This window comes from Amycolatopsis aidingensis (assembly GCF_018885265.1).
Lineage (GTDB): Bacteria > Actinomycetota > Actinomycetes > Mycobacteriales > Pseudonocardiaceae > Amycolatopsis > Amycolatopsis aidingensis.
This window is the reverse complement of the sequence record NZ_CP076538.1, coordinates 2,104,656-2,130,462: the sequence shown is the minus strand read 5'-3', so window position 1 is coordinate 2,130,462 and position 25,807 is coordinate 2,104,656. Positions and strand designations below refer to the sequence as shown.

The window sequence follows — 25,807 nt, the reverse complement described above, 5'->3', positions numbered from 1 at the left end:
GAGCGCCTTCTCGCGCTGCGTCGTTGGAGGTGCACGTCACAATGGTTAGCAATCCCACCCCGCAGCGACAACTGCGCACGCACCGGCCGCAACGTCCCGCGCCACGCGTGCTCAACTCCGCCGAGCATCACGCGTGGCTGGCCCGGCATCTCACCGACCGCGACCGGTGGCTGTGCCGGATGCTGTTCGAGCACCACGTGCTCACCAGCACCCAGATCATCGACATCGCCTTCCCCGGCCGCCGCGCCGCGAACCTGCGCCTGCGCAACCTCTACCAATGGGGCGTCGTGCACCGCTTCCAGCCGCACCGCGAACGCGGCTCGCACCCGATGTACTACGTCCTCGACACCGCCGGAGCGGTCGCCCTCGCCCGCGAGGACGGACTCGAGCCCAAAGAACTGGGCTACAGCCGCGAGCGCGAGATCGGGCGCGCGTTCTCCCTGCAACTGGCGCACACCGTGGGCTGCAACGGGCTGTTCACCACCCTGATCCGCCGCGCACGTCAACCCGGCGCCACCGGCGTGCTCACAGCGTGGTGGTCCGCCTCCCGCTGCGGCCGGCACTGGGGCGACATCGTCACCCCGGATGGCTACGGCCGCTGGCGTGACAACGACCGGGACGTCGAGTGGTTCGTCGAGTTCGACTTCGGCACCGAACAACTATCCCGGCTAGCGGGCAAGCTGGCCCGCTACCAGCGCCTGGCCGAGGTCACGGGCATCACCACGCCGGTGCTGGTATGGCTGCCCAGCGCCACCCGCGAGGCCAACGCCCGCAAGGCCCTGGCCGAAGCGCTCCGCGCTCTCGACCGGCCCGCCCGCGTACCGGTGGCGACCAGCAGCGGCGACGCAGCCGCCGACCCACTCGACATGGCCGCGCCCCGGTGGCGCCGGGTCGACGAGTCCGCCGCCGGTCGGGTGGCGCTGGCCGACCTGCCCGTCCTCTGGCCAGACATGCGTGCCCCGGCACCCCGCGGTGAGCAGCGCCCGGAGCTCGTCACACCCGCAACCGCACGCCCCGAGATCGCGCCACCCTCGCCGATGCCGCCGCCCGATCCCGCACGTCCGCAGAGGTGATGCCGCAATGGGTCGGTTCGCCGCGACCGGGGCCGCGTTCGTCGCCGTGCTCATCCTCCTCATCGGCGGCGGCGCCCTCGCTGTCATCCAGTCCGTGTCAAGCAGTTCCCGCAGCGGCGCGAACTGCGCACCCGCTGGGGCCACCGCGACATCCGCAGCCGGGTACGGCCCAGAACAGATGAACCACGCAGCCACCATCGTCGCCGTCGGCAAACAGATGCAGGTGCCCGAATACGGGTGGGTGATCGCCATTGCCACAGCCATTACCGAGTCGGGTCTGCGCAACCTCTCTTACGGAGATCGGGACTCGTTGGGGCTGTTCCAGCAGCGGCCCTCGATGGGCTGGGGCTCACGCGAGCAGATCCTCGACCCCACCTACGCCGCCGCCCAGTTCTACCGGCGCCTGCTCGCGCTGCCGAGCTGGCAACACATGGGCCTCGCCCCCGCGGCGCAGGCAGTGCAACGTTCCGCCTTCCCCGGCCGGTATGCCAATCACGAGCAGGCCGCGCGCCAGATCGTCGGCGCGGTACGCGGCGCCACCTGCACAGCCACTGCGATGACCGGCGGCTGGACGCCTCCGACCCGCGGCACTTGTACCTCCGGCTTCGGGTACCGCGGTAGTGAGTTCCACAAAGGGCTCGACATCGGCGCGCCCATCGGTACGCCGATCCTCGCGGCCAACGCCGGAACGGTGATCAGCTCAGGCCCAGCGTCCGGCTACGGACTGTGGGTGCGCATCCAGCACGCGGGCGGGATTGTGACGATCTACGGGCACAACGACCATAACCTCGTCCGCGAAGGACAATACGTACAGGCCGGGCAGCCGATCGCCGCAGTCGGAAACCGGGGAGCTTCCACCGGTGCGCACCTCCACCTGCAGATCGAGGCCAACGGACAGGCCGTCGACCCGGTGGAGTTCTACCGCCAGCGAGGAGGACAACTCTGCGGATAGCGCGCGGTCTCGCCTGCTACCAATTGACGGGAGGCGCAGGGATGCGATGCGCAGGCTCACCGACCCGCAGCTGCACGGCGGGCGCCGACCCGAAGCCGACGCCGCCAGGGCAGCGGCGGGGATGTGGGCGGCGCCGGGTCGTGCACCTCGGCCGGCGGTACGACTCGGCCCGCCGTCGTCGGCACTCCCGTCCACGGTGGACCTGGCGGTGGCGCTGGACGGGTCACCAGGGTTCACGGGTTCCTCGCGCCTGGGTCGATGGGGTCTCCACGCTCGACCTGGTCGCGTCCCGATGGACGCTGCTGGCGGGCGCCGCGGGCGGCCGGTGATGCACCGCCGCAGCGACGTCCAGCCGCCATCGTCGCAACACGGCCCCCGGCATCGGAACCCGGCCCAGTTCCTGGCCGACGTCCTGAACCACGTGTTGGCCCGCGGAAACCCGTCATGTCCGCATTGATCAAGTCCTGCGAAAACGGCAAGTCGCGTGGTCGTAGTGGAACATGTTGGTCCGGGACGTACACGGACGGTCGCGATCAGAGCGATCTGAGCAGCGCGAGCATCGCCTTGTCCCGTGCGATGTCCTTCGCGAGGTGCAGTAGTTCCTCGCGCCGGTCGAGGGCGTGCTTCTGCCAGTCCGGCGCCAAGGTGTTGCCCGCATGGAAGACGATGTTCCGTCCCAGGACCCAGATCATGCTGTTCACCGTCGCGCAGGCCACGGCGATCTCGTCGATGTCGCCACCGACCCACTGGACGATTCGGGGATCGCGCCCGTGTTCCCGCATCACTTCTGCCGCCGCGCGGAGCATGCCACCGGTGCCCATCATCGGCTCGATCACACGCGAATGTTCGTCTACATTCGACATGTGGGCGATCAGCTTGGAAATGTCCGCGGGTGTGTAGAACTGGCCGCGAGCTTGCAGTGCTGATTTCGGTCGGAGCCGGGTGAGCACGTTGCCGAGCAGGTCGGTGTCGAAGCGTCGGTCGGTGCCGGTCAGGCTCGGTTGCTGTGCTCGCAACGCTGCTTGCACTACCAGGTGTGCGTGTGGATGCATGGTCGTTTGGGTGTCGTCGAAGATCCACGAGGTCATCGGGTGCAGCAGGTGTGTGGTCTCGGGGCGTGCTCGGATCACGGATCGCCAGGTGTGGCGAGCGTAGGCGATGAACTCGGCCGCAGTCCACGTGCTCGCTGTGTCAGCGACGTCGTCTCCGCGTGAGTCCTTTTCCGGCAGAGCGGCGAGTGTGGCAATGGCAGAGATCGGTACGTCGATACGTCCACTGCCGTAGGTGCCGTGCCATGCGACTATTGCCGACTCGGCGATTTTCCTGGCATGCATTTCCGGGTTGACAGGCGAAAATCCGCACCTTCGTGGACTCGAAGCGTTTCGCGGCGACACTTTTTTGTGTGGCGAGGAAGGCATCGTTTGTTCACTCCCGGGAGTTGTCACGGCGCAGCATCACGCGGACGCACAGTCGGTCGAGCAAGCTCACGCTTCGGCATTCGCATCCGGCGTCGCATGGGCTGCTTGCGGGGGTTGCGCAGGTGGTGGTGGTGTTCGTGCCGCGGGGCTGGCGTGCGTTAGACTGGGGGTCCGCGCACCCTTCTGTTGGTGAGCGGTGTTGGATGCCCGGCGAGTGGGTGTGCCACGCCTCTTCGGAGGTGATCCCGCTCGTCGGGTCCTTCTTGTTAGTGGCCAGTTACTTCAGGCAATTCCATCACCGCGACGGCGAGAATGATCGTTGACGAGTACGGATTCCCCGGACCGCATGTCGGGGCGTTTCTGACGAATCGTCGCCGGCCGGGAGACGCAATCGAGTTGTTCGGCATCGGACGCTGACGGGAATCTGCACAACCCCTCGATACCGGCCTGCTCGTCCCGCGATCTGGAACCAGCCGATCGAGGTGATCGAGGACCGCGTTGGCCGCGGCGGTCACGGCGTCCGGCCAGCTTGCCAGGTCGGCTTCGTCCTGTCCGAAGTCCTCGAACACGTCCCTGACGATGACGCCCTGCTCACCGAGGCCGCGCGTGTGCTGGCCCCCGGTGGCGTGCTCGCGATCAGCGTGCCCCGATGGTTCCCCGAATGCGTCTGCTGGGCACTCTCCCGCGAGTACCACCAGGTCGACGGCGGCCACATCCGCATCTACCGACGCCGCCAACTGCTCCGCCACATCCACTCCACCGGCCTGGACCACACATACACCCACCACGCCCATGCACTACACGTGCCGTACTGGTGGCTCAAATGCCTCGTCGGAGTCCACCGCGACACCCCACTCGTCCGGCGCTACCACGACTTCCTCTGCCGCGAGATCCTCAACGGCCCCTGGCCCACCCCGCGCATCCAACGCCTACTCAACAGCGCGCTCGGCAAGAGCCTCGTGCTCTACGCCCGCAAACCCGGGTCCCTGGCATGACCCCAGAACTCGACGCCACCGCCGACACCATCGCCGCCACCCAGCGGCCGGACGGAGCCATCCCCGCCGACCACCGCAGCGAACTCGACCCCTGGAACCACATCGAGGCCGCCATGGGCCTCGACACCGCCGGACGACACGACGCCGCCGCGCGCGCCTACCGCTGGCTCGCCCACCGCCAGAACCCGGACGGCTCCTGGTACGCCCGCTACCACCACGGCCGACCCGTCGACCTCGCCCGCGACAGCAACTTCACCGCCTACCTCGCCGTCGGCGCCCACCACCACTACCGCACCACCCGCGACACCACCTTCCTCACCGACCTCTGGCCCACCATCGACCACGCCATCACCTTCACCCTCAGCCTCCGGCGCACCGACGGCTCCATCGCCTGGCGACGCCACCCCGACGGCACCACCACCAACCTGGCCCTGCTCACCGGCAACAGCAGCATCCACCACGCCCTACGCTGCGCCCACGCCCTCGCCACCCACCTCGGCCACGACCGCCCCCACTGGACCGAAGCAGCAGGACGACTCAGAACCGCCATCCGCTCCGGCACCGGCCGGTTCGCACCCAAGCCCCACGCCATGGACTGGTATTACCCCGTACTCGGCGGCGCACTCGAACCCCCGCCGCACACCACCACCTCGAACACCAGTGGAACCGCTTCGTCCACCCAACCCACGGCGTCCGCTGCGTGCACCACGAACCCTGGACCACCGCGGCCGAAACCGCCGAACTCGCCCTCACCCTCGCCACCCTCGACCAACACGACCGCGCCCACCAACTCCTGCACACCCTCCAACGACTACGCCACCACGACGGCTCCTACTGGACCGGCCACAACTACACCACCAGCACCCACTGGCCACCCGAACGCACCACCTGGACCGCCGCAGCCGTCCTCCTCGCCAACGCCGCCCTGACCGGGCACCTCCCCACCCTCGAAACCTTCGGCCCCGAGACAGCCTGACCCGCCTGGCCTCACATATCGTCGAAGTACGCTTCCGCGGCCCTGCGGATCTGTGCCAGGCGCTTCGAGACGGCGCTGTGGTTGGCATACCCGAGTACGTCAGCGATCTCGGTTTTGCTTGTCACGCCGCTGTTGAGCAGCACGACGATCTGCCGATTCCGGGCGTCCAGCAGTGCGAGGAAGTCGTTGGTGACCACATTGCCGAGCACCTCACTCTCCGGCCCTTGGACCGGAATGGTGTCGGTCAACTCGACGAACTTCACGGCGATCTTACGTCGTTTACCGTGCAGCTTGCGTTCAAAGTCTTCGCGAGCGTACGACCAGTGGCTGGAGAAATCGTCCTCCACCCGATGGGAGCGGACCGCGTCCAGGATGCCGCGCAGCCGACCGGTCCGGTCGGCTGCCTCCACGGTCTCAACCACAGCGTCGTGAGCGTCGTCCTCGCCAAACCATACGGGCCCGCCCATTCGCGGGTTGCCTGCTACGGCCCCGGCGAGCACGCTGCCGTCCTCAAGAGTGACCGGACCGGGAGTCTTGCCCTTGTCGACTTCGGGGAAGTCCCGCAGCCGGTCTTGGATAGTGGCGGTGACCGCGGGCACCCAGAAGTCCAGGTTGTGGGCCAGCAGCCGGATCGGGTCGTCAGCCGAGAACGCCTTCATCTTCGACCCCGACACCAGGCGCGGCCACACCGCCCACGCCCACGCGCGGGCCAGCCGAGCTTCGAAGTCGTCCGGCAGGAAGTCATCGATCCCCGCCCAGTCGGCCATGAACGGCCACTGGCCACCCCGCAGCAACGGCAGTCCGAACATGTCCAGGACACGCCTGGACAGCAGGTGGAACAGCGGTGCGTACTCGAAGTACCGCGTCCGTGTCCGGGGCACGAACGTGACGTTGACGTCGCCGAGGTCGGCGATCTTCGCCATCGGCTCCGGCAGGTCGTCCAGGTCGAAGAAGCGGCGCCGGAACTGGGCCGCCTCCCACAGCATGTTCCACTGCGCGAGCGCGACGAACTCCCGATCCGAGGTGCGGGACATCGGGAGCGTCGCGTACTCCGGCGGAGCCGGTTCGAGCGGGCGAACCACACCGCCGAAGATGAAGCCGGCGGAGATGTTCTGCAAAGACGGAAACTCCTCCGGAGTCGTCTCGGCCTCGGGGAGGAACACGTCATCGCGGCGCCACGCCAGCACCTCGGCCGCAGTCGGCTCGCGATCCTCGCTCACCTCATCCTCCGCCGTTCGCTGCTCCGCGTGCTGAAGGGTCTGCTCGTTAATCTGAGTCATACCTACATCACGACAGTCGCCGCCAGATTCGTTCCGACCGCCGCGACGGACCCGGGCCGCGCGACCCGCTATCGGCCTCCACCGGTACACCCCACTATCCGATCATCACTGATCGCCTGTAAGAAGCCGGGACCGACTTCGGCCCAGCCCACCAAGAGCAGGGACCTACAGCGTCGAAAGCCGCCTTGCCGAGCTCGCCCGCAACGAGCAGGTCCGCCACGTTGAGCGCCGAGGGTCACAGCGCTGGCGAAGATCAGCAGTCGACGAGCTGGACGAAGCACGCATGCCGACGTGTCAGCGAGCACCAAGTCCTGCGGACCAAGAAGCCGTCCGAGGATCGAGAGATCGGCCGCCGGGGCGACGAGACGCACGACCCAGACCGGCACGCCGAGCCGTCTCGGGCGGGGCATCGTGGTCGGTCATGGCGCGGTGGAGATGCTGATGCGCCGTGCCGACGTTGTCGGCGCAATGGGTCGGCCGAAGTGGCGGTGCGCGAAGCCGGACCAGGTCTCCACCGCTCTGGTCACATATTGCGGTTCCCATGCGAAACGGGCGGAACACCGAGCTGGGTCCGCTGGCGGAAGGACAATTTGACCGCCACGTTGAATTTACGTCGTCCCTCGCCGACCTGTCCAAGCCTCACCGCGAGTCCGCGGAGTCTGCTGCCGATGGGTGCAGCCGTTGCGCCCCGGTGGACTCGATGAATCGGTAGTCGCGGTCCTCGTCGGCGGTCATGGCGATGACGTCGAGCATCGGCAGGGTCGTCTCCCACAGACGAGCGGCGTAGAGGTCCGTGACGTGGTCGGGATTGGTGTAGATGATCAATACGTCCAGATCCCGCGGATGGCCGGTCTGCAGCATCGAGCCGAAGCCCCAGACCTGCAGGTCGAGAAACCGCTCGGCACAAACACACAGGTCGTCCAGGATTTGCCAGCGCTGTCTCAGGTCCATGGGTGGCGGATCGCGTCGAGGAAGTCAGGGAGCGTGAGGAGTCTGATGCCCGCGTTTCGTGTCGTCGCAACGACGCGGCCACTGAAGCCCCTGGTGCTGGGGTTCGTGTTCACGAACGCATCCGGCGTGAGCTTGGGATATCGGTTCAGCGCTGTGGTGACTTCGTGATCAGTCGTTTCATACTTGTCGTCAGTTATGATCGTGAGCGGACGCAGCCCGTCAACGCGTTCGAGCCGCCACGCCCGGTGTCCCTTGCGGAGCACAGTGGTCACCGCTCGCGTGGCAGCCAGGCGCCTGCGCAGGTATTTCTCTTCGCGATGTCGATAACGGGAGATGTCGTCGTAGTCGTCGACCGCAGTGATGAATCCGCCGAAGGTGTCCAGGCATACTCCCCGTTCACGGGCGTGGTCGTAGGCGTCGGGGTCGACGAGCTGACGACTGAGGAACACGATGATCATCTTCGTGTCGGGAACCTCATATAACGCCTGAGATACCACCTGAGCTGTGACGGTGGTGATTGTGGTGGTCTCGCAGCAGTACGCCACAGCGTCCGGCCGCCCCGTTCGGGAAGCGACAACCCCGTGTTCGCCGACGGGCTCGATCACACGGCCGTCTTTGCGGAATTCGCTGATCACCCAGTCGCGCACGGTCACTGCTCGTCCTCCAGGATCGAGGCCATCGCAGACGGGAACCGGGTTGACCCGGCAGTCCAGTCGCCAGCCTGGTGACGTTCTTCAAGCTCTTGGGCGTGGACGGCCCACACGTGGAATGTGGCCTTCTCATCGGACGTGAGCAGCCCGCGGTTGGCGTGCAGCACCCGTTGCAGCGCCTGGTTGTTCGGGATGATCGTGCTGACGACATGGCGTCGCCACTGGTCGGCGCGGTCGTCGTCGAAGACACCTGCGCGAGGGCCGTAGAGATCGAACACGGCCCTGTTGGCGTCCAGCAACGCCGCAACGTGTTCGCGGGCTTGCGCTCGCGTCTCGAACGCTGGGGTGCCGAACGCTTGGGCGCGTGCTCGCTGACTCTGTTCCTTCCAGCCGCGCAGCTTCTCGGACGGGTAGGCCAGCGGGGCCTTGTCGCTGATGGTGTGACAGGTTGGGCACAGTAGGAGGATGTTCTCCGGCTGCGCACGATCCAGCGCGGTGAGGTCCGAGGCCTCGTCAGCTCGCGGACCGACGGCACTGGCTGGGATGATGTGGGCGAACTCACCGATGCGCATGCCGTCGCGCTCGACGAAAACGTGCAGATCAACCCGACAATGCGGATTTTGGCAGTGCCCGCCTGACTCCGACCACAGCCAGTCCTTCGCCGGCTGAGAAAGCTTCAGCCGCTTAGTCGATCCAGCGGCCATCTGGCGAAGGTATGCGCCTGCCGGTTCAATGGCCATGCATCGAAGCTAGCACCCGCAGTGCCATGCAGAGTGAATGCCGCGCTCCACGATGCGATGGCGCGATCCGGCCGCGAGGCTCCGCCGACCGAGTGAGCGACGACCGATGTCAACCGTGTCGGTGTGTGGTCTCAGGACTTGGTTGACGGTTTGTCGTCGGGAGATGCTTGACGTGATCTGGGGACTCCGGCTCCGGTGACGTGGAGTCGGGTGATCGGTTTGAGGTTGCGTCGGGGTCGGACGGCGATCTCTTCGTCGTTGTGCAGGATGCGCAGGTGGGTGTCCTCGATGACGACAGTGACCAGCTTGCCGCGATGACGAGGGCCGAGCTTGATGCCTTGCCCGGCGACCATGATCCGGCCGCTGGCGTGCACTTTCCGCTGCGCGCGCAGCGATCCGGCCGGCAGCGGCGGGGGCGGCAGTGGTGTGGACGGTGTCCGCGCCCCGTGGATGCTGGTCAGGCCCTCGGCGGGGACGGGGCTGGGCCAGCTGCCGATCAGGGCGTTGTCGGCGATGGCGTGCATGAGGTGCCCGTCCAGCCGCAGCGTGATCTTGCGGCCGGCCCAGGCGAATCCAACCAGGTGAGCCTGGCCGGCGATGTTGACGTTGCCGTCCTTGGTCACGGTCCGGTCGATCTCCACCGCCCCGCCGTCGGGGAGCACGGGCGTGCCGTTGCGGCGTCGCAACGCGGGCCGGGCCGGTGGTGGCCCGGCGGGCCGGGCGCCTCGCATGGCCAGATGCCGCAGGTCCTCGGGCTGGAGCCGGGAGGGCACGGTGCGCACCACGTGCCCGTCCGCGGTGACGTGCGCGCTGCGCAGATCGGCCCAGATCGTCACCAGCCGACCGTCCATGGACTCGTGCAGCGAGATCGCCTGCCGGCCGGAGAAGACGGTGGAGCTGCCCGCTGGGCGGCACCCGCGCCTCGAACTCCACCGCAGCACCCTCGACGGCGTCCAGATCGACCGGCGCCGGTGGCTCGATCACGTCCACCAGCAGCGCGGACGCCGCCGGTGGCGACGCTGATCGCTCGCCGGATGGCACCTCGCCGACGGGATCATCGCCGCTGGTGGTGTCGTGGTCGACATCCAGGCGGGTCGGGCCGTTGGGCCGGAACAAGCCGGCCGGAGTGGCCATGTCCAGCGCCTGATGCGGCCGCCGGCGGTTGTAGCTCTCGACCCAGCCGTCGATCGCGGCCTGGGCCGCGGCCGCCGACTCGAACGGGACGACGTGGTCGAGGAACTCTTCCCGTAACGTCTTGTGCAGCCGCTCGATCTTGCCCGTCGTGGTCGGCGAGCCAGGCTTGGCCAGCCGCTGCTTGATCCCATTCTCCCGGCAGATCCGCTCGAAGAGCACCTCCACCGGCTGCGGCTTGACGTGCCGACCGGTGAACTGCGCTCCGTTATCCGTGAGCACTTCCGAGGGCACACCGTAACGACGCATCGCCGCGGTGAACGCCGCGCAGATCGCCCGCCCGGACGGGATCGCGACCACCGTCGCGACGACGACGAACCGGGAGTGGTCATCGATACCGGTGACCAGCTTGCACGACCGGCCGTCCGCCAGCGGAACACCGCCGACGATGTCCATCTGCCACAGGTGCATCGGCTCGGCCCGCTGCCACCTCTTGAACGTCCGCTTGTGCTGCTGAGCTTGGGGATCGATGAGCCCATTGCGGACCAGAATGCGGTGCACCGTCGCCCGCGACGGAGCCGCATCAACGCCGCGCCGGCCGAGTTCATGACTGATCCGCCGAGCACCCCAGCGAGGATGCCGCCGCCGTAGCTCGCACGTCAGCGCCTCAACCTCGGCGTCCACCCGACTCGGGCTGGTACGCGGCCGACGCGACCGGTCCGCCAACCCGCTCATGCCCTCCTGCAGGAACCGCTGCCGCCACGAGTGCAAGGACTGCCGTGAGGTGCCGTAACGAGCGGCGACCTCCCCGATCGGTGAACCACCAAGCACCTCGCACACCGCCCGATAGCGGTACTCCACCAACGCCTCGGGCTCCACCCGGCGCCTCACCCTCCACCGATGATCACGAACCGAGGAAGGAGATCATCAACCCCGGCGATCGTCAAGCATCTCCCGACGACGATCGGTCAAGGAACTCCTGAGACCACACACCGACAAACCGCTCGCCCGCGGCGAGAAGCTTAGGCCACCGCTATCCTCCGACAGACAGGCGCGTTCTCGGGACGAACCACCGCCACGAGAGTCCGCGAGGTCGTCGCGCCAACGCGAAGGTGCTTCCGTGTCAGTGGCCAGTTCAGATTCCCCACTGGCGGCCAGTTAGCGGGGAGATACCTGGCCACGTCTGGGTCGCTGTGCGTGTCGATGGGTGCAAAGGCCCGAAGGGGCAGCCCTGTCGGTGACGGCGGCCTCCAGGCAGCGCCCCGGCCGGTCGCCCAGCAGGTCGTGGCGGTGCCGCGCGGTGCGGCTGGGTGGCAAGAGGTACGGTGCGTGCCACGTCACTGCGAGCGGGCGACACCGACCGTCGTCACAGCTCGTGCAAATGGCCGTGAGCGGGGAGCACAACTGGCCGCGATAAGTGGCCGTCCACGGGGAATTCCTGCTGGCCGCTGACACTTCCGCAGAGTCTCCGCGGAGATGGGGCGCTGGTAGCGGCGCCAATGTTCAGCGTCCGCCTGACGCGCCCGCTCTACGAGGTCCTCGTCGAGCTCAGCAGCCCGACGGGCTCCCACTCCCACCCCCCGTTGTCACGATGGACTGTCGAGCCCTTCGCCTCCTTTTCACAAACGACTTCTATCCACTGTGGACATCGTCTTCCGTCCCGAAACCAGCAGTGACCACGAATGCCGAGGGCTGGCGTTGTTGTGGCGGCTGGCCGAGGGCGAGCCGGTCACCCTGCTGGCCCTTGCCGCCGCCCAGGGGCAACCGGTCGCCACCGTGCAGCGGGCGCTGGCCGGCTGGCCGGACGTCGAGTACGACGAGCAGGGGCGGATCGTCGGCGCGGGCCCCATCCTGCGCCCCACCCGGCACCGGTTCGAGATCGAAGGACGACGGCTCTACACCTGGTGTGCCATGGACACCCTCGTCTATCCCCGGCTGCTCGGCCGCCCGGCCCGGATCACCTCCGCGTGCCACGCCCTCGGAACACCCATCCACCTCACCATCGACGACACCGGGGTGACCGGCCTCGAACCGCCGACCGCAGTGATCTCGCTCGTCACCCCCGAGGACCTCACCTCCGCGCGTTCCGCGTTCTGCAGCACGTGCATTTCTTCGCCAGCTCCACGGCCGCCCGCCCGTCGCTCGACCAGAACCCCGACGCCGCCGTACTCCCCGTGGCCGAGGCCTACCAGCCCGGCCACAGCCTCACCGGGACGCCCGACCCGTCCCCCAACACCTGCTGCTGAGGCCGTACGCAACCGAAAACCACCGAGCGCCCGCGTATGGGTGACGGGGGGTCTGTAACGGAAACGGCTCTGGCTCACTTCCGGTGGTGACGTTGGGTGGTCCTAGCCAAGGAGGATGCGGTGACGTAGCAGCGTGAAGGCTGCGCGTCCGTACATCTGTCGCTTGATCATCTTCGTTTTGGTGTTCACCCCTTCCGTGCGTCCATTGTGGAACGGATAGGTGAGGGCGGCATCGACGGCGTGGCGGTCGAGTTCGAGCCCGCGAGTGAATGCGTGCAGGTGGGGCAGGTCCTCGGCTCGGGCCTGGTGGATCCAGCTACGGGCGACGTGTGCTGATACGACTCCGGGCGCGGCGGATGCGCTGTCCCAGTCTCGAGTGTCCAAGGCAGACCTTCCGTGAACAGCGTGCCGGCCTGATCGAGCGCTACCAGCGGCGCACCGTGCGGCTGGCAACGCGGGTGGGCGGCGTCGTGCGTGAGCTGGCAGGGCGTGCCGGCACCCGCGTGCTCGCCGGGCTCGGAGTCGCGCTGTCGCGGCAGACCGCGCTGCGGGCGCTGCTGAGACTGCCGTTACCGGCTTCGGCGACGCCGCGGGTGATCGGCGTGGATGATTTTGCACTGCGTAAGAGGCAGCGCTATGCCACGGTGATCATCAACGCGGAAACCGGGGAGCGCGTGGATGTGCTGGCCGACCGGACGGCCGAGACGCTCAAGGACTGGCTGCGCGAGCACCCCGGCGTCGAGGTGGTCTGCCGGGACGGTTCAGGTGCCTACGCCGAGGCCATCCGCCGCGGGCTTCCCGACGCGATCCAGGTCGGCGACCGGTGGCATATCTGGCACAACCTCGCCGAAGCCGTCATCAGAGAAGTCGCCGCGCACAGCAGCTGCTGGGGCAAGACCGGACCACCGCCGCGAGAGGGAATCCAAGCCCAGACCACGCGCGAGCGCTGGCAACAGGTTCATGAGCTGCTCGATGCTGGCGTGGGCCTGCTCGAATGCGCCCGCAGGCTGAATCTGGCGCTGAACACGGTCAAACGCTACGCCCGGATCAGCGAACCCGAGCGGCTGGTCCGGGCGCCGAAGTACCGCCCCACGTTGGTCGACCCCTACCGGGAGCACCTGCGACGCCGCCGTGAAGCCGATCCTGCCGTGCCGGTGCAGCACCTGTTCGCCGAGATCAAGCAGCTCGGCTACAGCGGCAGTCTCAACCTGCTCTACCGCTACATCACCCAAGGCCGCGTCGAGTCCGACCGGCCGGCGATATCTCCACGGCGCCTGGCTCGTTACCTGCTCACCCGCCCAGACCGGCTCAAGGACCACCAACGGGAACGGCTCGACGCCGCGGTCACCGCCTGCCCCGAGATGACGGCGCTAGCCGGTCTCGTCGGCGACTTCGCCGCCCTGCTCACCCCGACAGCCGGCAACGATGAGCGCCTCACCAGCTGGATCCACCAGGCCCGAGCCGAGGACCTGCCCCACCTGCACGCATTCACTCGCGGGCTCGAACTCGACCGCCACGCCGTCGATGCCGCCCTCACCTATCCGTTCCACAATGGACGCACGGAAGGGGTGAACACCAAAACGAAGATGATCAAGCGACAGATGTACGGACGCGCAGCCTTCACGCTGCTACGTCACCGCATCCTCCTTGGCTAGGACCACCCAACGTCACCACCGGAAGTGAGCCAGAGCCGTTACCCGGACAGACCCCGGGTGACGCTTATGGCCGGGTGGGCCGTGGCCGGTAGCCGTTCAGGAAGGCGTGGACGCCTGCGGTGATGAGTTGGGTTTTGCGGTCCTCGGTCAGTGGTGGGGCGCCGGTCTGCGGGTGGCTGGTGATCTCGCCGAGGACGGTCCAGATGTAGTGGCTTGCGGCCAGGTCGGCGTCGGTGATGTCGAACTGTCCCCGGTCGGCCAGGTGCTGGAAGTTCCGGGCCAGTGCCTGCTGGGCGCGCTGCGGGCCGGCCTGGTGCCAGGCGGCGAGGATCTCGGGGGGCAGGGTCGTGGCTTCCGCGGTGAGGTGGCGGACCATTGCGAAGTGGTCGGCGAACTCGCCGTCCGGGGAGATCCAGTCCTGGGCGAGCGCGATGAGGGCGGCGTCCAGGTCGGTGCCGGACTCGGTGCCGAGGTGCCGGTCGATGATCGTGGTGAGGGCCGTCGCCACCTGGCCTGCGCTGTGTTCGATGAGCGCTGTGAACAGCTGCTGCTTGCCCTCGAAGTGGTTGTAGACGGTGCGGGTGGACACCCCGGCCTCGGCCGCGATCGCCTCGACACCGGCCCGGGCGTAGCCCTCCCGGCTGAACACGGTGCGCGCGGCGCGGGTGATGGCGTCGCGCTTGTCCACCCGCCCGCGGGGCCGTCCGCCGCTCTGCCGATCCATCTCCACACCTAACTACAATCGCGATTTTACAAAACTACCATTTTGATTGTACTTTGTCGGCATGGTGGCGGAACCAGGGGCAGGGATCCCACTGGCGACGGGGCAGCCGACCCGGTGGGCGGCGGTGGCCACGCTGGCGATCGCCACGCTGGTCGTAAGCAGCGAGCTGAGTATGGCCGGGTTTGCCTTGCCCCTGGTCGGCGCCGAGTTCGGGGTGGGTGCGGGCACGGCGACGTGGGTGTTGCTGGCGTACTCGCTGCCGCTGGCGGCGCTGGCGATCCCGGTGGGCCGGTGGGTGGACTCGGCCGAGCCGCGGTGGGTGTTCGGCGTATCCCTGGTGGCGGTCGGGGTGACTAGTGTGCTCGCCGCGGCGGCGCCGTGGTTGTGGCTCGTGCTGGTGGGTCGGGTGCTGCAGGGGTGTGCCTCGGCCCTGTACTTGGCGGCCTATCTGCCGTTGGTGACGGTCACGGTCCGGGAGGGCGAGCGGGGGCGGGCGTTGAGTGTGATCGCCACCGTGATGCTGGTGGGCAGTATGGCCGTGGCCCCGCTGGGCGGGCTGGTGGCGGGTGCGTTCGGGTGGCGTGCGGTGTTCCTGGTGAAGGTGCCCCTGCTGCTGGTCGTGCTCTGGCTGGGATACCGCACGATCCCGGCGAGCTCCCGCGCCGGTGGCCGTGGGCCAGCCCGTCCGGATCGCTCGATGCTGTGGGACGTGCTGCTGGTGGGCGTGGCCATCGCCGCCGGCCTGCTGGGCGTGGAGGAACTGGCTGGGCGGTGGCCGGTCGGGGTGGCGCTGCTGACGGTCGCCGTCGCCGCGGCCGCGTGGTGGTCCCGGCTGCCGGGCTCGCGGCCGGTGACCGGGCTGCTGCGGCGGCGGGGATTCGGCCTGCCGGTGCTGACCTTGCTGGCGATGGCCTCGATGACCGGGCTGCTCGGTTTCTCGCTGCCGTTCTTCATCTCCGACGTGCTGGGGCAGGGCCCGGAGCTGCTGGGGGTGGCGATGCTGGTGTTCGTCGCCACCGCGTCGGTGGTCGCGCCGGTGGCCGGGGTGCTCGCGGACCACTACGGGCCGCGGCCGGTGGCTGCCGTGGGCGCCGTCGTGACCCTGGTCGGGGTGCTCCTCCTGCTCGGGATGGCGGCCGACACCGGGGTGGTCGGGCTGTCCTGGCGGATGGCGGTGATCGGCGTCGGCGGCGCGCTCGCGAACTCCCCCACCATGACCCTGATCCTCGCCGCCACCCCCGGCGAGCGGACCGGGACCGCCAGCGGTGTCACCAACGTCGCACGCACCCTGGGCAGCACCATCGGCCCCGCGGTGACCGCACTGGCCTGGACCATCACCGGAGGCGGGCAGACCGGGTTCCAGGCAGGCATCATCGCCCTGGGCGTGCTCGCCGGCGCGGGGCTGGTCGCGCTGCTCGCCGCACCGAATTATTCCGTTGACGGTTCCGACCCATCGGGTTGAGATGAGCTGACACCGACCGGATGTGAGGAGAGACTCTGTGGCAGCACGGTTTCCCGTTGTCGATCGAGCCGACGTCGCGACCGTCCTGATCGCTCAGTACGATGTGGACACGTCAAGGCAGCGGGCCGAGGCCGCCGCCTTCCGCGCCGCCTGGGCGGGCGACTGGCCCGGTGGCGTCCTGTCCGCCGCGTGCTTTATCAGTACCGACGGCACCGGGGTCCTGACCTACGCACAAAGTGCCGTCGAACAGCCATCCACCGCCCTGCCCGGCGCCCGGGAACAGCCGCTGGTCTACCGGCTGCACCACAGCATCACCACGCCGGACGACACCCGGATACCGGGCTGCCTGGTGACCGCACTGTTCGCCACCGAAGGGCCCGAGCAGCAACGCCGGTTCGTCGACGCGTTGCTGGCCGCGCTGCCCGAGGGCGAGGGCCATCCCGGGGCGATCTCCGCGCACTTCCACCTCAGCACCGACGGCACCCGCCTGCTCAACTACACCGAGTGGACCTCGGAGCAAGCCCACCACGAGGCCGCCGCCAGCGGTGCGCACGATGAGTTGCACGAGCTGTTCACCAGCTTCCCCGGCGTGCGTTCCCTGCGCGGCAAGCGCTACCACCTCGCGCACGCCCTGGACGCTTCCGAGTTCTAGTGGCTGCCGGCGAGTTCGCCGGAGAGCCTGCGGTGCATGGTGGCGCTGCGCTTGTTGAGACCCACGATCTCCACGGTCTTGCCGCGGGACTGGTATTTCGTGGTGATCGCGTCCAGCGCGGCGACGGTGGACGCGTCCCAGATGTGGGCGTCGGTGAGGTCGATGACCACACTGTCCGGGTCGCCGGTGTAGTCGAACTGGTATACGAGGTCGTTGCTGGAGGCGAAGAACAACTCGCCGGTCACCGCGTACACGACCTGCCTGCCTTCGGGGTCGATGGCCGCGGTGACCTCGACCAGGTGCGCCACCCTGCGGGCGAACAGCACCATCGCGGTGATCGACCCGGCGACCACGCCGACCGCGAGGTTGTGGGTCACCACGACCACGGCCACTGTCACGACCATCACGGTGATCTCACCGGCCGGCATCCGCTTCAGCGTGCCGGGCGCGACGCTGTGCCAGTCGAAGGTGGCGAACGCGACCAGCACCATCACCGCCACCAGCGCGGCCATCGGGATATCCGAGACCACCGGACCGAGTGCGAGGCACAGCACCAGGAGGAACACCCCGGCCAGGAAGGTGGACAGCCGGGTCCGCGCGCCCGCCGTCTTGACGTTGATCATGGTCTGGCCGATCATCGCGCAGCCGCCCATGCCACCGAAGAACCCGGTGACCACGTTGGCGACGCCCTGCCCGATCGCCTCGCGGGTCTTGTTCGAGTGGGTGTCGGTGATGTCGTCCACCAGCTTGGCCGTCATCAGCGACTCCATCAGGCCCACCAGCGCGAACGCCAGCGCGTACGGTGCGATGAGCGCCAGTGTGTCCACAGTGAACGATACGTCCGGAACACCCGGCGTGGGCAGCGACGACGGCAGCGCGCCCTTGTCCCCCACTGTCGGCACCGCGATCCCGGCGGCGACGGTCAACCCCGTCAGGGCCACAATGGACACCAGGGGTGCCGGTACCGCCTTGGTGATCCTGGGAAACAGCATCATCAACACGAGACCACCCGCGAACAGCGGGTAGACCGCCCATGGCACGTCGACCAGCTCGGGCACCTGCGCCATGAAGATGAGGATGGCCAGCGCGTTGACGAAGCCGACCATCACGCTGCGCGGGATGAAGCGCATCAGCCGCGCCACCCCGAGCGAGCCGAGCAGGATCTGGAACAACCCACCGAGGACGACCGCCGCGATCAGGTGACCGAGGCCGTACTCGCGGGCGAGCGGGGCGACCACGAGCGCGATGGCCCCGGTGGACGCGGAGATCATCGCGGCCCGGCCGCCGACCACCGAGATCACCACCGCCATGGTGAACGAGGCGAACAGGCCGACACTCGGGTCCACTCCGGCGATGATGGAGAACGAGATCGCTTCCGGGATCAGCGCCAGCGCGACCACCAGACCGGCGAGGATCTCGGTACGGGCGACCCTGGGCGACAGCCAGGCCGGGCGCGGGGTGCGCAGGCGAGCAGGCGACAGGGACGGGAAAGAAGGCACGAGGACAACCAGACGTGTTCGGGGCACCGTTCCACGGCGCGAAAGGACACTCGCACCGGCTACCGCCGGTACGTGGACTACGGGAAGAAGGGCTCGTCGCCGCCCGGGTGGGAATCTTGTCGCGGCACGACGACTAGCTCGGGTGGGTCACAACACCTGCTCGGCAGACACGCGGCGCTCCTCGGCTCGTCATTCGGAGTCGGGGGCGTCGGTGACCCCGGCGGAGCCGCGACGTACTCGTCGCGGTCGTCGGCAAACTCTTCCCTCACGTTAGACGAGAGACAACCCATCGGCGCAGCCCCCGTGATCAAATGAGGGCGGGATCACGGCTTCGCCTCGAACTCGGCTCCGGTAGCTCCCGGTGGGACATAGTTCGTGTTATCGTGCCCGCGTGACTGCCGGGTCGGCCCAGAGCCAACAGCGAGGAAGGTACCCGGCCAGAGCGTGAACACAGGGCGGGCCCGCGGCCCGCCCCCGCTCCGGCCGCGACCACCCGCACGGTCTCTCTCGCGCCACTTCTCGCATGCGGCGGCACGCCGCTGAGCCGATGAGGCCGCGTCCTTCTTTGCCGATCATCATTCTTCTCGCGCACAGCCGCGACCACACCCCGACCCAGGAGCACACAGCAGCGTATGCCCAACGACAACCAGACCATCGACGAGTTCCGCGCCAACCACGGACGACTCGGCGGCCCGCTCGGCGAACGCCGCATCGTCCTACTGACCACCACCGCCGCGTCCGGCACACCCCGCACCACTCCCGTCGAGTTCCTGCACGACCAACAACCCGACGGCGGCAGGCGCATGCTGATCCTTGCCGCCGACGACACCGGCAACCGGCCCGCCTGGTACCAGGACCTCAGCACGCACCCCCAGGTCACCGTCGAGACCGGGGTGTTCACCTTTGACGCCGAAGCCGAGACCGTGCCCGACGAAGAGCAGGACTGCCTGGTCACCCGCGCCGCGGAAGCCGACCCCGTCTGGGCCGACCGCCAGGCCGCCGCCGATCGCGTGATCCCTGTTGTCGCGCTGCGCCCGTTCGGTGGCGCCGCCAACGCCGACCGGGAAGGCGACTTCCTCCAGCAGATCCACGGCGCTTTCCGGCACGAGCTCGCCCTCATCCGCAAGGAGGTCGCCGCCTCTGGGCCGAGACTGGGCGCGCAGCTCCGGATCAACTGCCTCACCCTGTGTCAGGGCCTGCAACACCATCACACCAGCGAAGACGACCAGATGTACCCGGCGCTCGACGAGCAGCACCCCGAGCTTGCCCCCACCTTGGCCCGCCTCCGCCAGGAACATCGCCAGATCGCGGCCCTGCTCGAGCAGCTGCAGGACGCCGTCTCCGCCACCGACCCCGTCACCGTGCTCGCCGAGGTCGAACGGCTCACCACCGAGGTCGAAGCCCACCTCGACTACGAAGAACAGCAACTCATCCCGGTCCTCAACAACATGACACTGCCCTAGACCTGCGAGCCTCCGCTGTTCCTTGGTGTCAGCACAGCCACAGCCCGTCAGCCCACTCGGGCGTCCGTCGCGTGGTCGCGGGTCTCCGCCTGGTCGGCGTCGTCGACGCCGACCAGGCTCTGCGTGGCCTGCGCGAACGCCAGGAGGCGGGTGAGCGGTCCGTCGTGGGTCAGGTGGAGCTGGTGCATGGCTCTGGTGCAGGCGATGTAGAGCATGGACTTGTCCATGTCGGTGGCGTAGTTGTCCTCGTCCACGTGCGGGACGATCACGGTGTCGAACTCCAGTCCCTTGGCGATGTGTGCCGAGGTGATGATGATGCCGCCGGCGAACGTGGTGCTGTCGTAGTCGAGGAAGGTCAGTTCGACACCGGCCTCGGACAGGACCTTGGCCAGTGTTGTCGCCTGGTCGAGGGTTTTGCAGATGATGCCGAGCGAGCGGTGGTCGCTGTTCTGGTGCCGCTTGATGAGGGTCCGGATCTGTGCCTGCTCGTCCCGCCGGTCGGTGCAGGCGATGACCTGAGGTGGCGGCCCGTGGCGCTCGATCGGGACGAGCTTGTCGTTGCGCGAGATGTTCTGGGCGAACTCGGTGATCTCGCTGGTGGAGCGGTAGCTCTTGCACAGCTCCAGGCAGTCGGCCTCCGGGAAGATGCTGCGGATGGTGGCCAGGGAGGAGGAGCTGAACGGGTTCACCGACTGGTTGGCGTCGCCGAGGATCGTCATCTGGCAGGAGAAGAGCTCGCGCAGCACCGCGTACTGGATGGGCGTGTAGTCCTGCATCTCGTCGACCAGCAGGTGCCGGATATGGCTGTAGCTCTCCTGTCGGGATGTCCTGATCATGGTGTAGATCAGCGGAAACACGTCGGCGTACTCGATCTTCTTCCGCCCGAGTGGCTGGAACAGGCCGCGCCGGGCCGGATCGGCGGTGTAGAACGCCCGGTAGATGGCGAACGCGTCCTTGTGGGGGAACATGGCGCGGACCTGCTTGCGGATGCTGGCGGTGTCGGCAGCTGCCCACTTGCCACCCTTGTCCAGCACCTCGTGTTTGAGCTTGTGCACGGCGGCATTGGCGACGCGCTCGAGCCGGGTGAAGACCGGAAGGGTCGGCGACTCGTGGAACAGGTCCGCCACCCAGTCCGCGGAGAGCCGCTTGTGCTTGCGCTCGATGTCTCCTGGTGTGAACTCCTCGTGCGGGCGGGAGGCGATCCAGTCCTCGAGGCGGGTGACGAACTCGGGCGTGGCCTTGTAGCGCATGCGTGCGGCCGCCGCGTCATCGACCTGGTCGAGCAGCGTGACCACCTGCTCGCTGAACGTCTCGTAGCCGGTGACCTTCGCCAGGAACCTGCCTGCGATCGTGTCGAAGTCAATCTCCGCGACCTGCTCCTCACCCAGCTCGGGAAGCACATCGGCGATGTAGTCCCCGAACACCTTGTTCGGGAGAGGATCATGACGTTGTCGGAGGAGAGGGTGTCCTTGAAGCGGTACAGCAGGAACGCCACCCGGTGCAAGGCGATCGACGTCTTCCCCGAGCCCGCCACGCCCTGCAGGATCAGCACCCGTGCCGCCTCGTTGCGAATCACCGCGTTCTGCTCGCGCTGGATGGTCGCGACGATGTTCTTCATCCGGTCGTCGGCGGACTGCCCCAGCTCCCGCTGCAGCACCTCGTCGCCGATGTTGAGCGTGCTGTCGAACATGTACTCCAGGCGCCCACCCCGGATCTTGTACTGGCGCTTGCCGGTGATCTCCCCATGGGCCGTGCCAGCCGGGGTCTCGAAGAACGCCTCGCCCGACTCGAAGTCGTAGTAGAGGCTGGACACCGGCGCACGCCAGTCGTGGATCACGATCTCCTGCGTCTCGGGGTCCGAGAAGTTGTGCACACCGATGTAGTAGGGCCTGGCCTGCACCTCACCCCGGGTGTGGAAGTCGACCCGCCCGAAGTAGGGCGACTCCAGCAACCGCTCGATCCGCTTGCGCCGCAGCACCGCGTGCTCGGCCAAACGCACCGACATGTCCACCTCGCCACGGAAGTTGGCCTTCTCCGCGAAGTCCATGTCCCGCAGGTTGTCCCACAGGTGCTTCTTCCGCTCCTCGATGGTGCGCGCGGACTCATCGATATCCCCGGTAAGCCGCTCCAGCTCCGTGCGCAGCAGCTGCACCGTCTCAGCAAGGTACCGGCGCTCCCGCTCCTCGTCTCGCGTCTGCGCGTCCGCCAACGCCACCTCCCGTTCAGCTTCCGCATGGAGCCTACTGTCACGTTAGAGTAGGGTACTTCCCCCTTCGACGCGGCGGCCCGCGGCAGCCGTAGGTTCGGCCAATGAGTGCACGGTTCGCGGAACTCGACTGGCGCCGGACACCAATGAGGGAACTGGTGCTGCGCCGCCGGTGGGATCCCGCCGTTCACAAGGATGTCTACGAGACCAAGCTCGGCGACGAGTTCCTGATGTCGAGCCTGTTCACCGTCGCCGAAACCGAGATCAGCCCCCGGGCCGAGGCCGAGGGCAGCGAACTCGACGTCGCCGTGGGCAGGCTCGGGCTCGGCTACACCGCCGAAGCGGTACTGGCCAGCCGTGACGTGCGCTCCCTCGCGGTCGTCGACGCGCTCGGCGAGGTGATCGAGTGGCACGAGCGCGGGCTGATCCCCGCTGGAAGAACTCTGACCGCCGACCCACGCTGCACCCGAGTCACACCGACTTCTACCAACCCGAGGGTCTGCGACGCCTCGCCGAACGGCTCCACCCGGGCGGCGTGTTCACCCTCTGGTCGAACAACCCACCGGACGACGAGTTCACCACCGCACTCACCCGGGCCTTCGCCACCGCGACCGCCGAGATCACCCGGTTCGACAACCCGTACCAGGAACGCAAGGCGACCGCGACCGTCTACGTCGCGACCACCGCACCGACGCGGTAGCCGGCACGGCGAGGCGCTCAGTCGCCGAACGGGATGTCCGGCAGGTGATCCCACAGGTCACGGACGTGCCGGTAGCCACGATCGGGCAGCCGGTCAAGCACCGCGAGCAACTCGGTGCGGGCCTCCTGCTGGATCGCGGCGTCGATGATCTCCTGCTTCGTCGCCGACGCGTCGGCGAAGGCGTGTTCGACGGCGTCGATGATCTCAATTCGGGTGACGCCGGATGTGTTCTGGTCTTCGATGTCTACCACAGGCCCAACTCTACCCTAACGTTAGAGTAGGGTCCTGGTGATGGCCGACACGGTGACCCCCCTGGGTTCCGCCAGCACCCGCTCGCCGACGCCCTCGGCGCCGGCGCATCGTGGACCATTCGATAACTCTACTCTCACGTTAGGGTAGTCTTGGCGGATGGACAGCGTTGAGGAGAGTCGGCCAAGGCCGCTCACCGTGCACGAGTTGAGCGACCACATCGAGGACGCGTTTGTCTCCGCCGAGGTGGGTGTGGCCGACCTGTTGGATGCGGCGATTCGTGGCCACGCGAGGCCGGTGGTGTTCGCCGCGCTGAACCGGCTGCCGCAGCGGCGGTTCCACTCGGTGCTGGACGTGTTGAGCGAACTGCCGGAAGTGTCCGTGGACGGCGGTCACCCCGGCGGCTCAGTGGCACCCACGCCGCGGATCTCACCCGGAGGCGGCACCTGATGGCCACCCGCCTCTTCGTGACCGCCTCCTACGTCACGGCTCGTCACCGTCGCGGCGACGGTTCCTCGGTGGGGACGGCGGTGCGGACCCTGCTCGAACACGCAGCGGCTGGTCATGGTGTGCTCGGGACCGGCGTGGCGCCCGGCCGCATCGGTGTGGTGCGCGGGTTCGACCGCGCGAGCCGCGCGGTGCGGGACGAGCTGCGGGCGGCGGCAACCAGCCACGGTTGGTCGGTGCTGGACCTGCCGACGGTGCCCGGGTTCGGGACGATCCCGGTCGCCGACGATATGCGCCTGGTGGTTGTGGCGCACCGTTCGCTGGTCCCGGTAGCGGAGCGCTGCGCGGCATGCTGGGACTGCCACCTGCTCGATCCCGGCGCGGTCGGGACCGCCACGAGCTCATACGCCTTACGGGATGCCCCGGCCTTGGCGGTGACGACTGCGGGCGGCGCGGGTGACAGCATCGCGTCCCGCTTCGAGCTGTCGGGCTCGGTCACCTGTCGCAGCGAGGGTCTACCGGACGTGGTCGCGTCGGCGGTCGCCGTTCAACCGAGTGGCGCCGGACTCCTGCTCGAGCACCTGACCGGCGGTCGGCGCGGCACAGTACGGATGGTCGACACCACACTCCGCCTCGACCTGCCCGAGCCGACCCGGGGCACGCTCGACGGCCACCCGCAACTGTTTCCCGCAGGTGAGTATGCGATCACGACCGGCACCCGCCGGGTTCGCCGGGTTGTCGCCGACCACGGTAATTTGACGTAACGGTAGTCTTGAGTGATCGATCGCACTCGCCACGCAAGGGAGTGCGTACCCGTTGGAAGGAACTCGACGTGGGTGAGCGGATGCAGATCGGCGAGGTGGCCGAGCGCACCGGCCTGTCGCTGCGCACGATCCGCTACTACGAGGAAGTCGGCCTAGTGGTGCCGAGCGCCCGCAGCCAGGGCGGCTTCCGGCTCTACACCGAGCCGGACCTCGACCGGCTGCAGTTGGCGAAACGCATGAAACCGCTGGGTTTCCAGCTCGAAGAGATACGCGAGCTACTGACGATCCTGGCGCCCACCGGAAACACGACCGAGGTCGAGGACCCGGCCGGGCGGCTGACCGAGTTCAGCGCCGCCGCCGAGCGGGCGTGCGACGACCTACGCGACAAGCTACGCGCCGCCGAGGAGTTCGCCCTCATGCTGCGCACCCACAAGGCCACCGCGGGGCGGAAGAGCAAGCGCCCGGCAACCGCGGCCCGCCCCCGGCGCTGACCCATCCCCTGTTCGCTCGGCGACACGGGCATCCGCGCGCGAGTCCAGCGTGCGCCCGCCGTGTCATGCGGGCCTGTCCCCACCCATCCACCGTAAAATCCGGACCGGGCACTGGGGCTGGGCCGGGCTGGACACCGGCCGACCCCGTGCTTCCCGGCGCCACACCAGATCGGCGCATCTCCATGACTCTACCCTCACGTCACGGTAGAGTGGTGGGTATGGATGTGGTCACCGCCGATCGTCAGGATCACGCTGTCCCCTCCGATCGGCTCGACCCGCTCCAGCAAGGACTTCTCGCGGCAGTCCGGATGCTGACGACCGGGTCCCGGCACCGCCCTACCCCTGCTCCTCTGGTGCTGTCCCGCGGTGATGTCATCGCGGTGGTCGGCGACCCCGACAGCGGGGACCTGCCTGCGGCGCTGCGCGCTGTGGCGCGGGACACCGGTGTCGCCCTGATCGACGTCCCGCCCGAGTCGGCCGCGACCGGTCACCCTGTCTGGAGGGTGGACCTGGTCGTCGCGGCTCATCACTCCGTTGTCGCGCCGGCGTGCCACCTCGCGCTGGCCACGGGCACACCCGTCCTGCTGCCCGGCTGCCTCAGCACCACCACCGCACCGCTGCGGCTGTGGCTCCGGCCCGAGCCCACCCTGGAATTCCGCGACGACCGGCAGAGCGAGCCGGTCCTGCACCACCTGCACCTGACCGGCGCGCTCGAACTCCCTTCCGCTGAACCCGAGGACCCGGTGAGCGAAGTCCTCGCTCGCCCCTCATCGGGCGGGATGCTGCTCGGTGTCACCGATGGCCAGGGCGGCATCGCACGGTGGCACCACGGTGCGCAGTCGTTGCGCGCGCTGGCGCCCCTGGGGGTCACGATCGACGACAACACCCGCGTTCTCGCGCCGGGCCACTACTGGATCGCCCCGGCGTCCCCGCCGCTGTACCGCCTGCATGCCGAACCGTTTCCCACCGGCGTAGCAGGGCACCGCGCATGACCACCCAAGCCGCACCGATACCGGCTACCGGCCGTCGGCCGTCGGCCGTCGGCCGTCGGGCCACCCTGGCACTGGCAGGGCGACACCGGAC

General features: G+C 68.2%; 25 protein-coding genes and 4 pseudogenes. 16 read left to right on the top strand and 13 right to left on the bottom strand.

Annotated elements, in window-relative coordinates:
- The first annotated feature begins 41 nt into the window (after window positions 1–41).
- A complete protein-coding gene (locus KOI47_RS10095) occupies window positions 42–1,073 on the top strand; it encodes a replication-relaxation family protein (protein ID WP_216215721.1) in 1,032 nt (343 codons plus the stop codon).
- 7 nt (window positions 1,074–1,080) lie between these two features.
- Window positions 1,081–2,025 carry a M23 family metallopeptidase gene (locus KOI47_RS10090; RefSeq protein WP_216215720.1) on the top strand — a complete coding sequence of 315 codons (945 nt, stop codon included), beginning with the start codon at window positions 1,081–1,083 and terminating at the stop codon, window positions 2,023–2,025.
- Between the two features lie 533 nt (window positions 2,026–2,558).
- Here KOI47_RS10090 and KOI47_RS10085 read toward each other — a convergent pair.
- A complete protein-coding gene (locus KOI47_RS10085) occupies window positions 2,559–3,359 on the bottom strand; it encodes an N-6 DNA methylase (protein WP_216215719.1) in 801 nt (266 codons plus the stop codon).
- A gap of 566 nt (window positions 3,360–3,925) precedes the next feature.
- On the opposite strand from KOI47_RS10085, the gene KOI47_RS10080 reads away from it, so the two are divergent.
- Window positions 3,926–4,438, top strand: a complete 513-nt coding sequence (locus KOI47_RS10080; protein WP_216215718.1) for a class I SAM-dependent methyltransferase — start codon at window positions 3,926–3,928, stop codon at window positions 4,436–4,438.
- Window positions 4,435–5,367 carry a prenyltransferase/squalene oxidase repeat-containing protein gene (locus KOI47_RS10075; protein ID WP_216215717.1) on the top strand — a complete coding sequence of 311 codons (933 nt, stop codon included), beginning with the start codon at window positions 4,435–4,437 and terminating at the stop codon, window positions 5,365–5,367. The genes KOI47_RS10080 and KOI47_RS10075 overlap by 4 nt, the downstream gene beginning before the upstream one ends.
- A 58-nt stretch (window positions 5,368–5,425) precedes the next feature.
- Here the strand turns inward: KOI47_RS10075 and KOI47_RS10070 are convergent, their stop codons facing one another.
- The 6 genes and pseudogenes from KOI47_RS10070 to KOI47_RS35475 all read right to left on the bottom strand — a co-directional run bounded on the left by KOI47_RS10070 (window position 5,426) and on the right by KOI47_RS35475 (window position 9,871).
- Entirely contained in the window at window positions 5,426–6,784 is a 1,359-nt protein-coding gene (locus KOI47_RS10070; RefSeq protein ID WP_232376660.1) for a sigma-70 family RNA polymerase sigma factor, read from the bottom strand.
- A gap of 14 nt (window positions 6,785–6,798) precedes the next feature.
- Window positions 6,799–7,089, bottom strand: a pseudogene (locus KOI47_RS35480) (hypothetical protein); the annotation flags it as partial.
- A 244-nt stretch (window positions 7,090–7,333) separates the two neighbouring features.
- Window positions 7,334–7,645 (bottom strand): hypothetical protein, encoded by a 312-nt coding sequence (locus tag KOI47_RS10065; protein ID WP_216215716.1) that lies wholly within the window; start codon window positions 7,643–7,645, stop codon window positions 7,334–7,336.
- The gene (locus KOI47_RS10060; RefSeq protein WP_216215715.1) at window positions 7,636–8,298 is read right to left on the bottom strand and encodes a hypothetical protein; all 663 of its coding nucleotides are present in this window, start codon (window positions 8,296–8,298) and stop codon (window positions 7,636–7,638) included. Before KOI47_RS10060 ends, KOI47_RS10065 begins: the two co-directional genes overlap by 10 nt.
- On the bottom strand, window positions 8,295–9,035 hold the full coding sequence (locus KOI47_RS10055) for an HNH endonuclease (RefSeq protein ID WP_216215714.1): 741 nt from the start codon (window positions 9,033–9,035) through the stop codon (window positions 8,295–8,297). The genes KOI47_RS10060 and KOI47_RS10055 overlap by 4 nt, the downstream gene beginning before the upstream one ends.
- A 131-nt stretch (window positions 9,036–9,166) precedes the next feature.
- Window positions 9,167–9,871 (bottom strand): hypothetical protein, encoded by a 705-nt coding sequence (locus KOI47_RS35475; RefSeq protein WP_232376659.1) that lies wholly within the window; start codon window positions 9,869–9,871, stop codon window positions 9,167–9,169.
- Window positions 9,872–9,884: 13 nt separating this feature from the next.
- On the opposite strand from KOI47_RS35475, the gene KOI47_RS35470 reads away from it, so the two are divergent.
- On the top strand, window positions 9,885–10,058 hold the full coding sequence (locus KOI47_RS35470; protein WP_232376658.1) for a hypothetical protein: 174 nt from the start codon (window positions 9,885–9,887) through the stop codon (window positions 10,056–10,058).
- Between the two features lie 156 nt (window positions 10,059–10,214).
- On the opposite strand, the pseudogene KOI47_RS36350 reads toward KOI47_RS35470, so the two are convergent.
- Window positions 10,215–11,006 (bottom strand): annotated as a pseudogene (locus tag KOI47_RS36350) (IS481 family transposase); the annotation flags it as partial.
- 801 nt (window positions 11,007–11,807) lie between these two features.
- On the opposite strand from KOI47_RS36350, the gene merB reads away from it, so the two are divergent.
- Window positions 11,808–12,470: an organomercurial lyase gene (merB, locus tag KOI47_RS10045; protein WP_216215712.1), complete on the top strand. Its 663-nt coding sequence runs from the start codon at window positions 11,808–11,810 to the stop codon at window positions 12,468–12,470.
- Window positions 12,471–12,514: 44 nt separating this feature from the next.
- On the opposite strand, the pseudogene KOI47_RS10040 reads toward merB, so the two are convergent.
- A pseudogene (locus KOI47_RS10040) lies at window positions 12,515–12,727 on the bottom strand (transposase); the annotation flags it as partial.
- Window positions 12,728–12,732: 5 nt separating this feature from the next.
- Here KOI47_RS10040 and KOI47_RS10035 point away from each other — a divergent pair.
- Window positions 12,733–14,067, top strand: a pseudogene (locus KOI47_RS10035) (ISL3 family transposase); the annotation flags it as partial.
- Between the two features lie 64 nt (window positions 14,068–14,131).
- Here the strand turns inward: KOI47_RS10035 and KOI47_RS10030 are convergent.
- Window positions 14,132–14,791, bottom strand: a complete 660-nt coding sequence (locus KOI47_RS10030; protein WP_216215710.1) for a TetR/AcrR family transcriptional regulator — start codon at window positions 14,789–14,791, stop codon at window positions 14,132–14,134.
- 61 nt (window positions 14,792–14,852) lie between these two features.
- Between KOI47_RS10030 and KOI47_RS10025 the strand changes: the two genes are divergently transcribed.
- Both KOI47_RS10025 and KOI47_RS10020 read left to right on the top strand, forming a co-directional pair.
- Entirely contained in the window at window positions 14,853–16,253 is a 1,401-nt protein-coding gene (locus KOI47_RS10025; protein WP_216215709.1) for an MFS transporter, read from the top strand.
- A gap of 37 nt (window positions 16,254–16,290) precedes the next feature.
- Complete coding sequence (locus KOI47_RS10020; protein WP_216215708.1) at window positions 16,291–16,905, top strand: antibiotic biosynthesis monooxygenase family protein; 615 nt, start codon at window positions 16,291–16,293, stop codon at window positions 16,903–16,905.
- Here KOI47_RS10020 and KOI47_RS10015 read toward each other — a convergent pair.
- Window positions 16,902–18,404: a SulP family inorganic anion transporter gene (locus tag KOI47_RS10015; protein ID WP_216215707.1), complete on the bottom strand. Its 1,503-nt coding sequence runs from the start codon at window positions 18,402–18,404 to the stop codon at window positions 16,902–16,904. The two genes, KOI47_RS10020 and KOI47_RS10015, sit on opposite strands and share 4 nt — an antisense overlap.
- A gap of 632 nt (window positions 18,405–19,036) precedes the next feature.
- On the opposite strand from KOI47_RS10015, the gene KOI47_RS10010 reads away from it, so the two are divergent.
- Window positions 19,037–19,867 carry a nitroreductase/quinone reductase family protein gene (locus KOI47_RS10010; RefSeq protein WP_216215706.1) on the top strand — a complete coding sequence of 277 codons (831 nt, stop codon included), beginning with the start codon at window positions 19,037–19,039 and terminating at the stop codon, window positions 19,865–19,867.
- Window positions 19,868–19,914: 47 nt separating this feature from the next.
- On the opposite strand, the gene KOI47_RS10005 is transcribed toward KOI47_RS10010, so the two are convergent.
- A complete protein-coding gene (locus tag KOI47_RS10005; RefSeq protein WP_216215705.1) occupies window positions 19,915–21,291 on the bottom strand; it encodes a HelD family protein in 1,377 nt (458 codons plus the stop codon).
- Between the two features lie 18 nt (window positions 21,292–21,309).
- On the opposite strand from KOI47_RS10005, the gene KOI47_RS10000 reads away from it, so the two are divergent.
- Both KOI47_RS10000 and KOI47_RS35460 read left to right on the top strand, forming a co-directional pair.
- Window positions 21,310–21,666 carry a hypothetical protein gene (locus KOI47_RS10000; protein WP_216215704.1) on the top strand — a complete coding sequence of 119 codons (357 nt, stop codon included), beginning with the start codon at window positions 21,310–21,312 and terminating at the stop codon, window positions 21,664–21,666.
- 813 nt (window positions 21,667–22,479) lie between these two features.
- The gene (locus tag KOI47_RS35460) at window positions 22,480–22,773 is read left to right on the top strand and encodes a hypothetical protein (protein WP_232376656.1); all 294 of its coding nucleotides are present in this window, start codon (window positions 22,480–22,482) and stop codon (window positions 22,771–22,773) included.
- 17 nt (window positions 22,774–22,790) lie between these two features.
- Here the strand turns inward: KOI47_RS35460 and KOI47_RS09990 are convergent, their stop codons facing one another.
- Entirely contained in the window at window positions 22,791–23,024 is a 234-nt protein-coding gene (locus tag KOI47_RS09990; protein WP_216215703.1) for a DUF2795 domain-containing protein, read from the bottom strand.
- A 157-nt stretch (window positions 23,025–23,181) separates the two neighbouring features.
- Between KOI47_RS09990 and KOI47_RS09985 the strand changes: the two genes are divergently transcribed.
- The 4 genes from KOI47_RS09985 (at window position 23,182) to KOI47_RS09970 (ending at window position 25,716) form a co-directional block, all read left to right on the top strand.
- A complete protein-coding gene (locus KOI47_RS09985) occupies window positions 23,182–23,472 on the top strand; it encodes a DUF2795 domain-containing protein (RefSeq protein WP_216215702.1) in 291 nt (96 codons plus the stop codon).
- The gene (locus KOI47_RS09980; protein ID WP_216215701.1) at window positions 23,472–24,233 is read left to right on the top strand and encodes a hypothetical protein; all 762 of its coding nucleotides are present in this window, start codon (window positions 23,472–23,474) and stop codon (window positions 24,231–24,233) included. The genes KOI47_RS09985 and KOI47_RS09980 overlap by 1 nt, the downstream gene beginning before the upstream one ends.
- A gap of 68 nt (window positions 24,234–24,301) precedes the next feature.
- Window positions 24,302–24,724, top strand: a complete 423-nt coding sequence (locus tag KOI47_RS09975; RefSeq protein WP_232376655.1) for a MerR family transcriptional regulator — start codon at window positions 24,302–24,304, stop codon at window positions 24,722–24,724.
- A 308-nt stretch (window positions 24,725–25,032) separates the two neighbouring features.
- Window positions 25,033–25,716, top strand: a complete 684-nt coding sequence (locus KOI47_RS09970; RefSeq protein WP_216215700.1) for a hypothetical protein — start codon at window positions 25,033–25,035, stop codon at window positions 25,714–25,716.
- Window positions 25,717–25,807 lie beyond the last annotated feature (91 nt).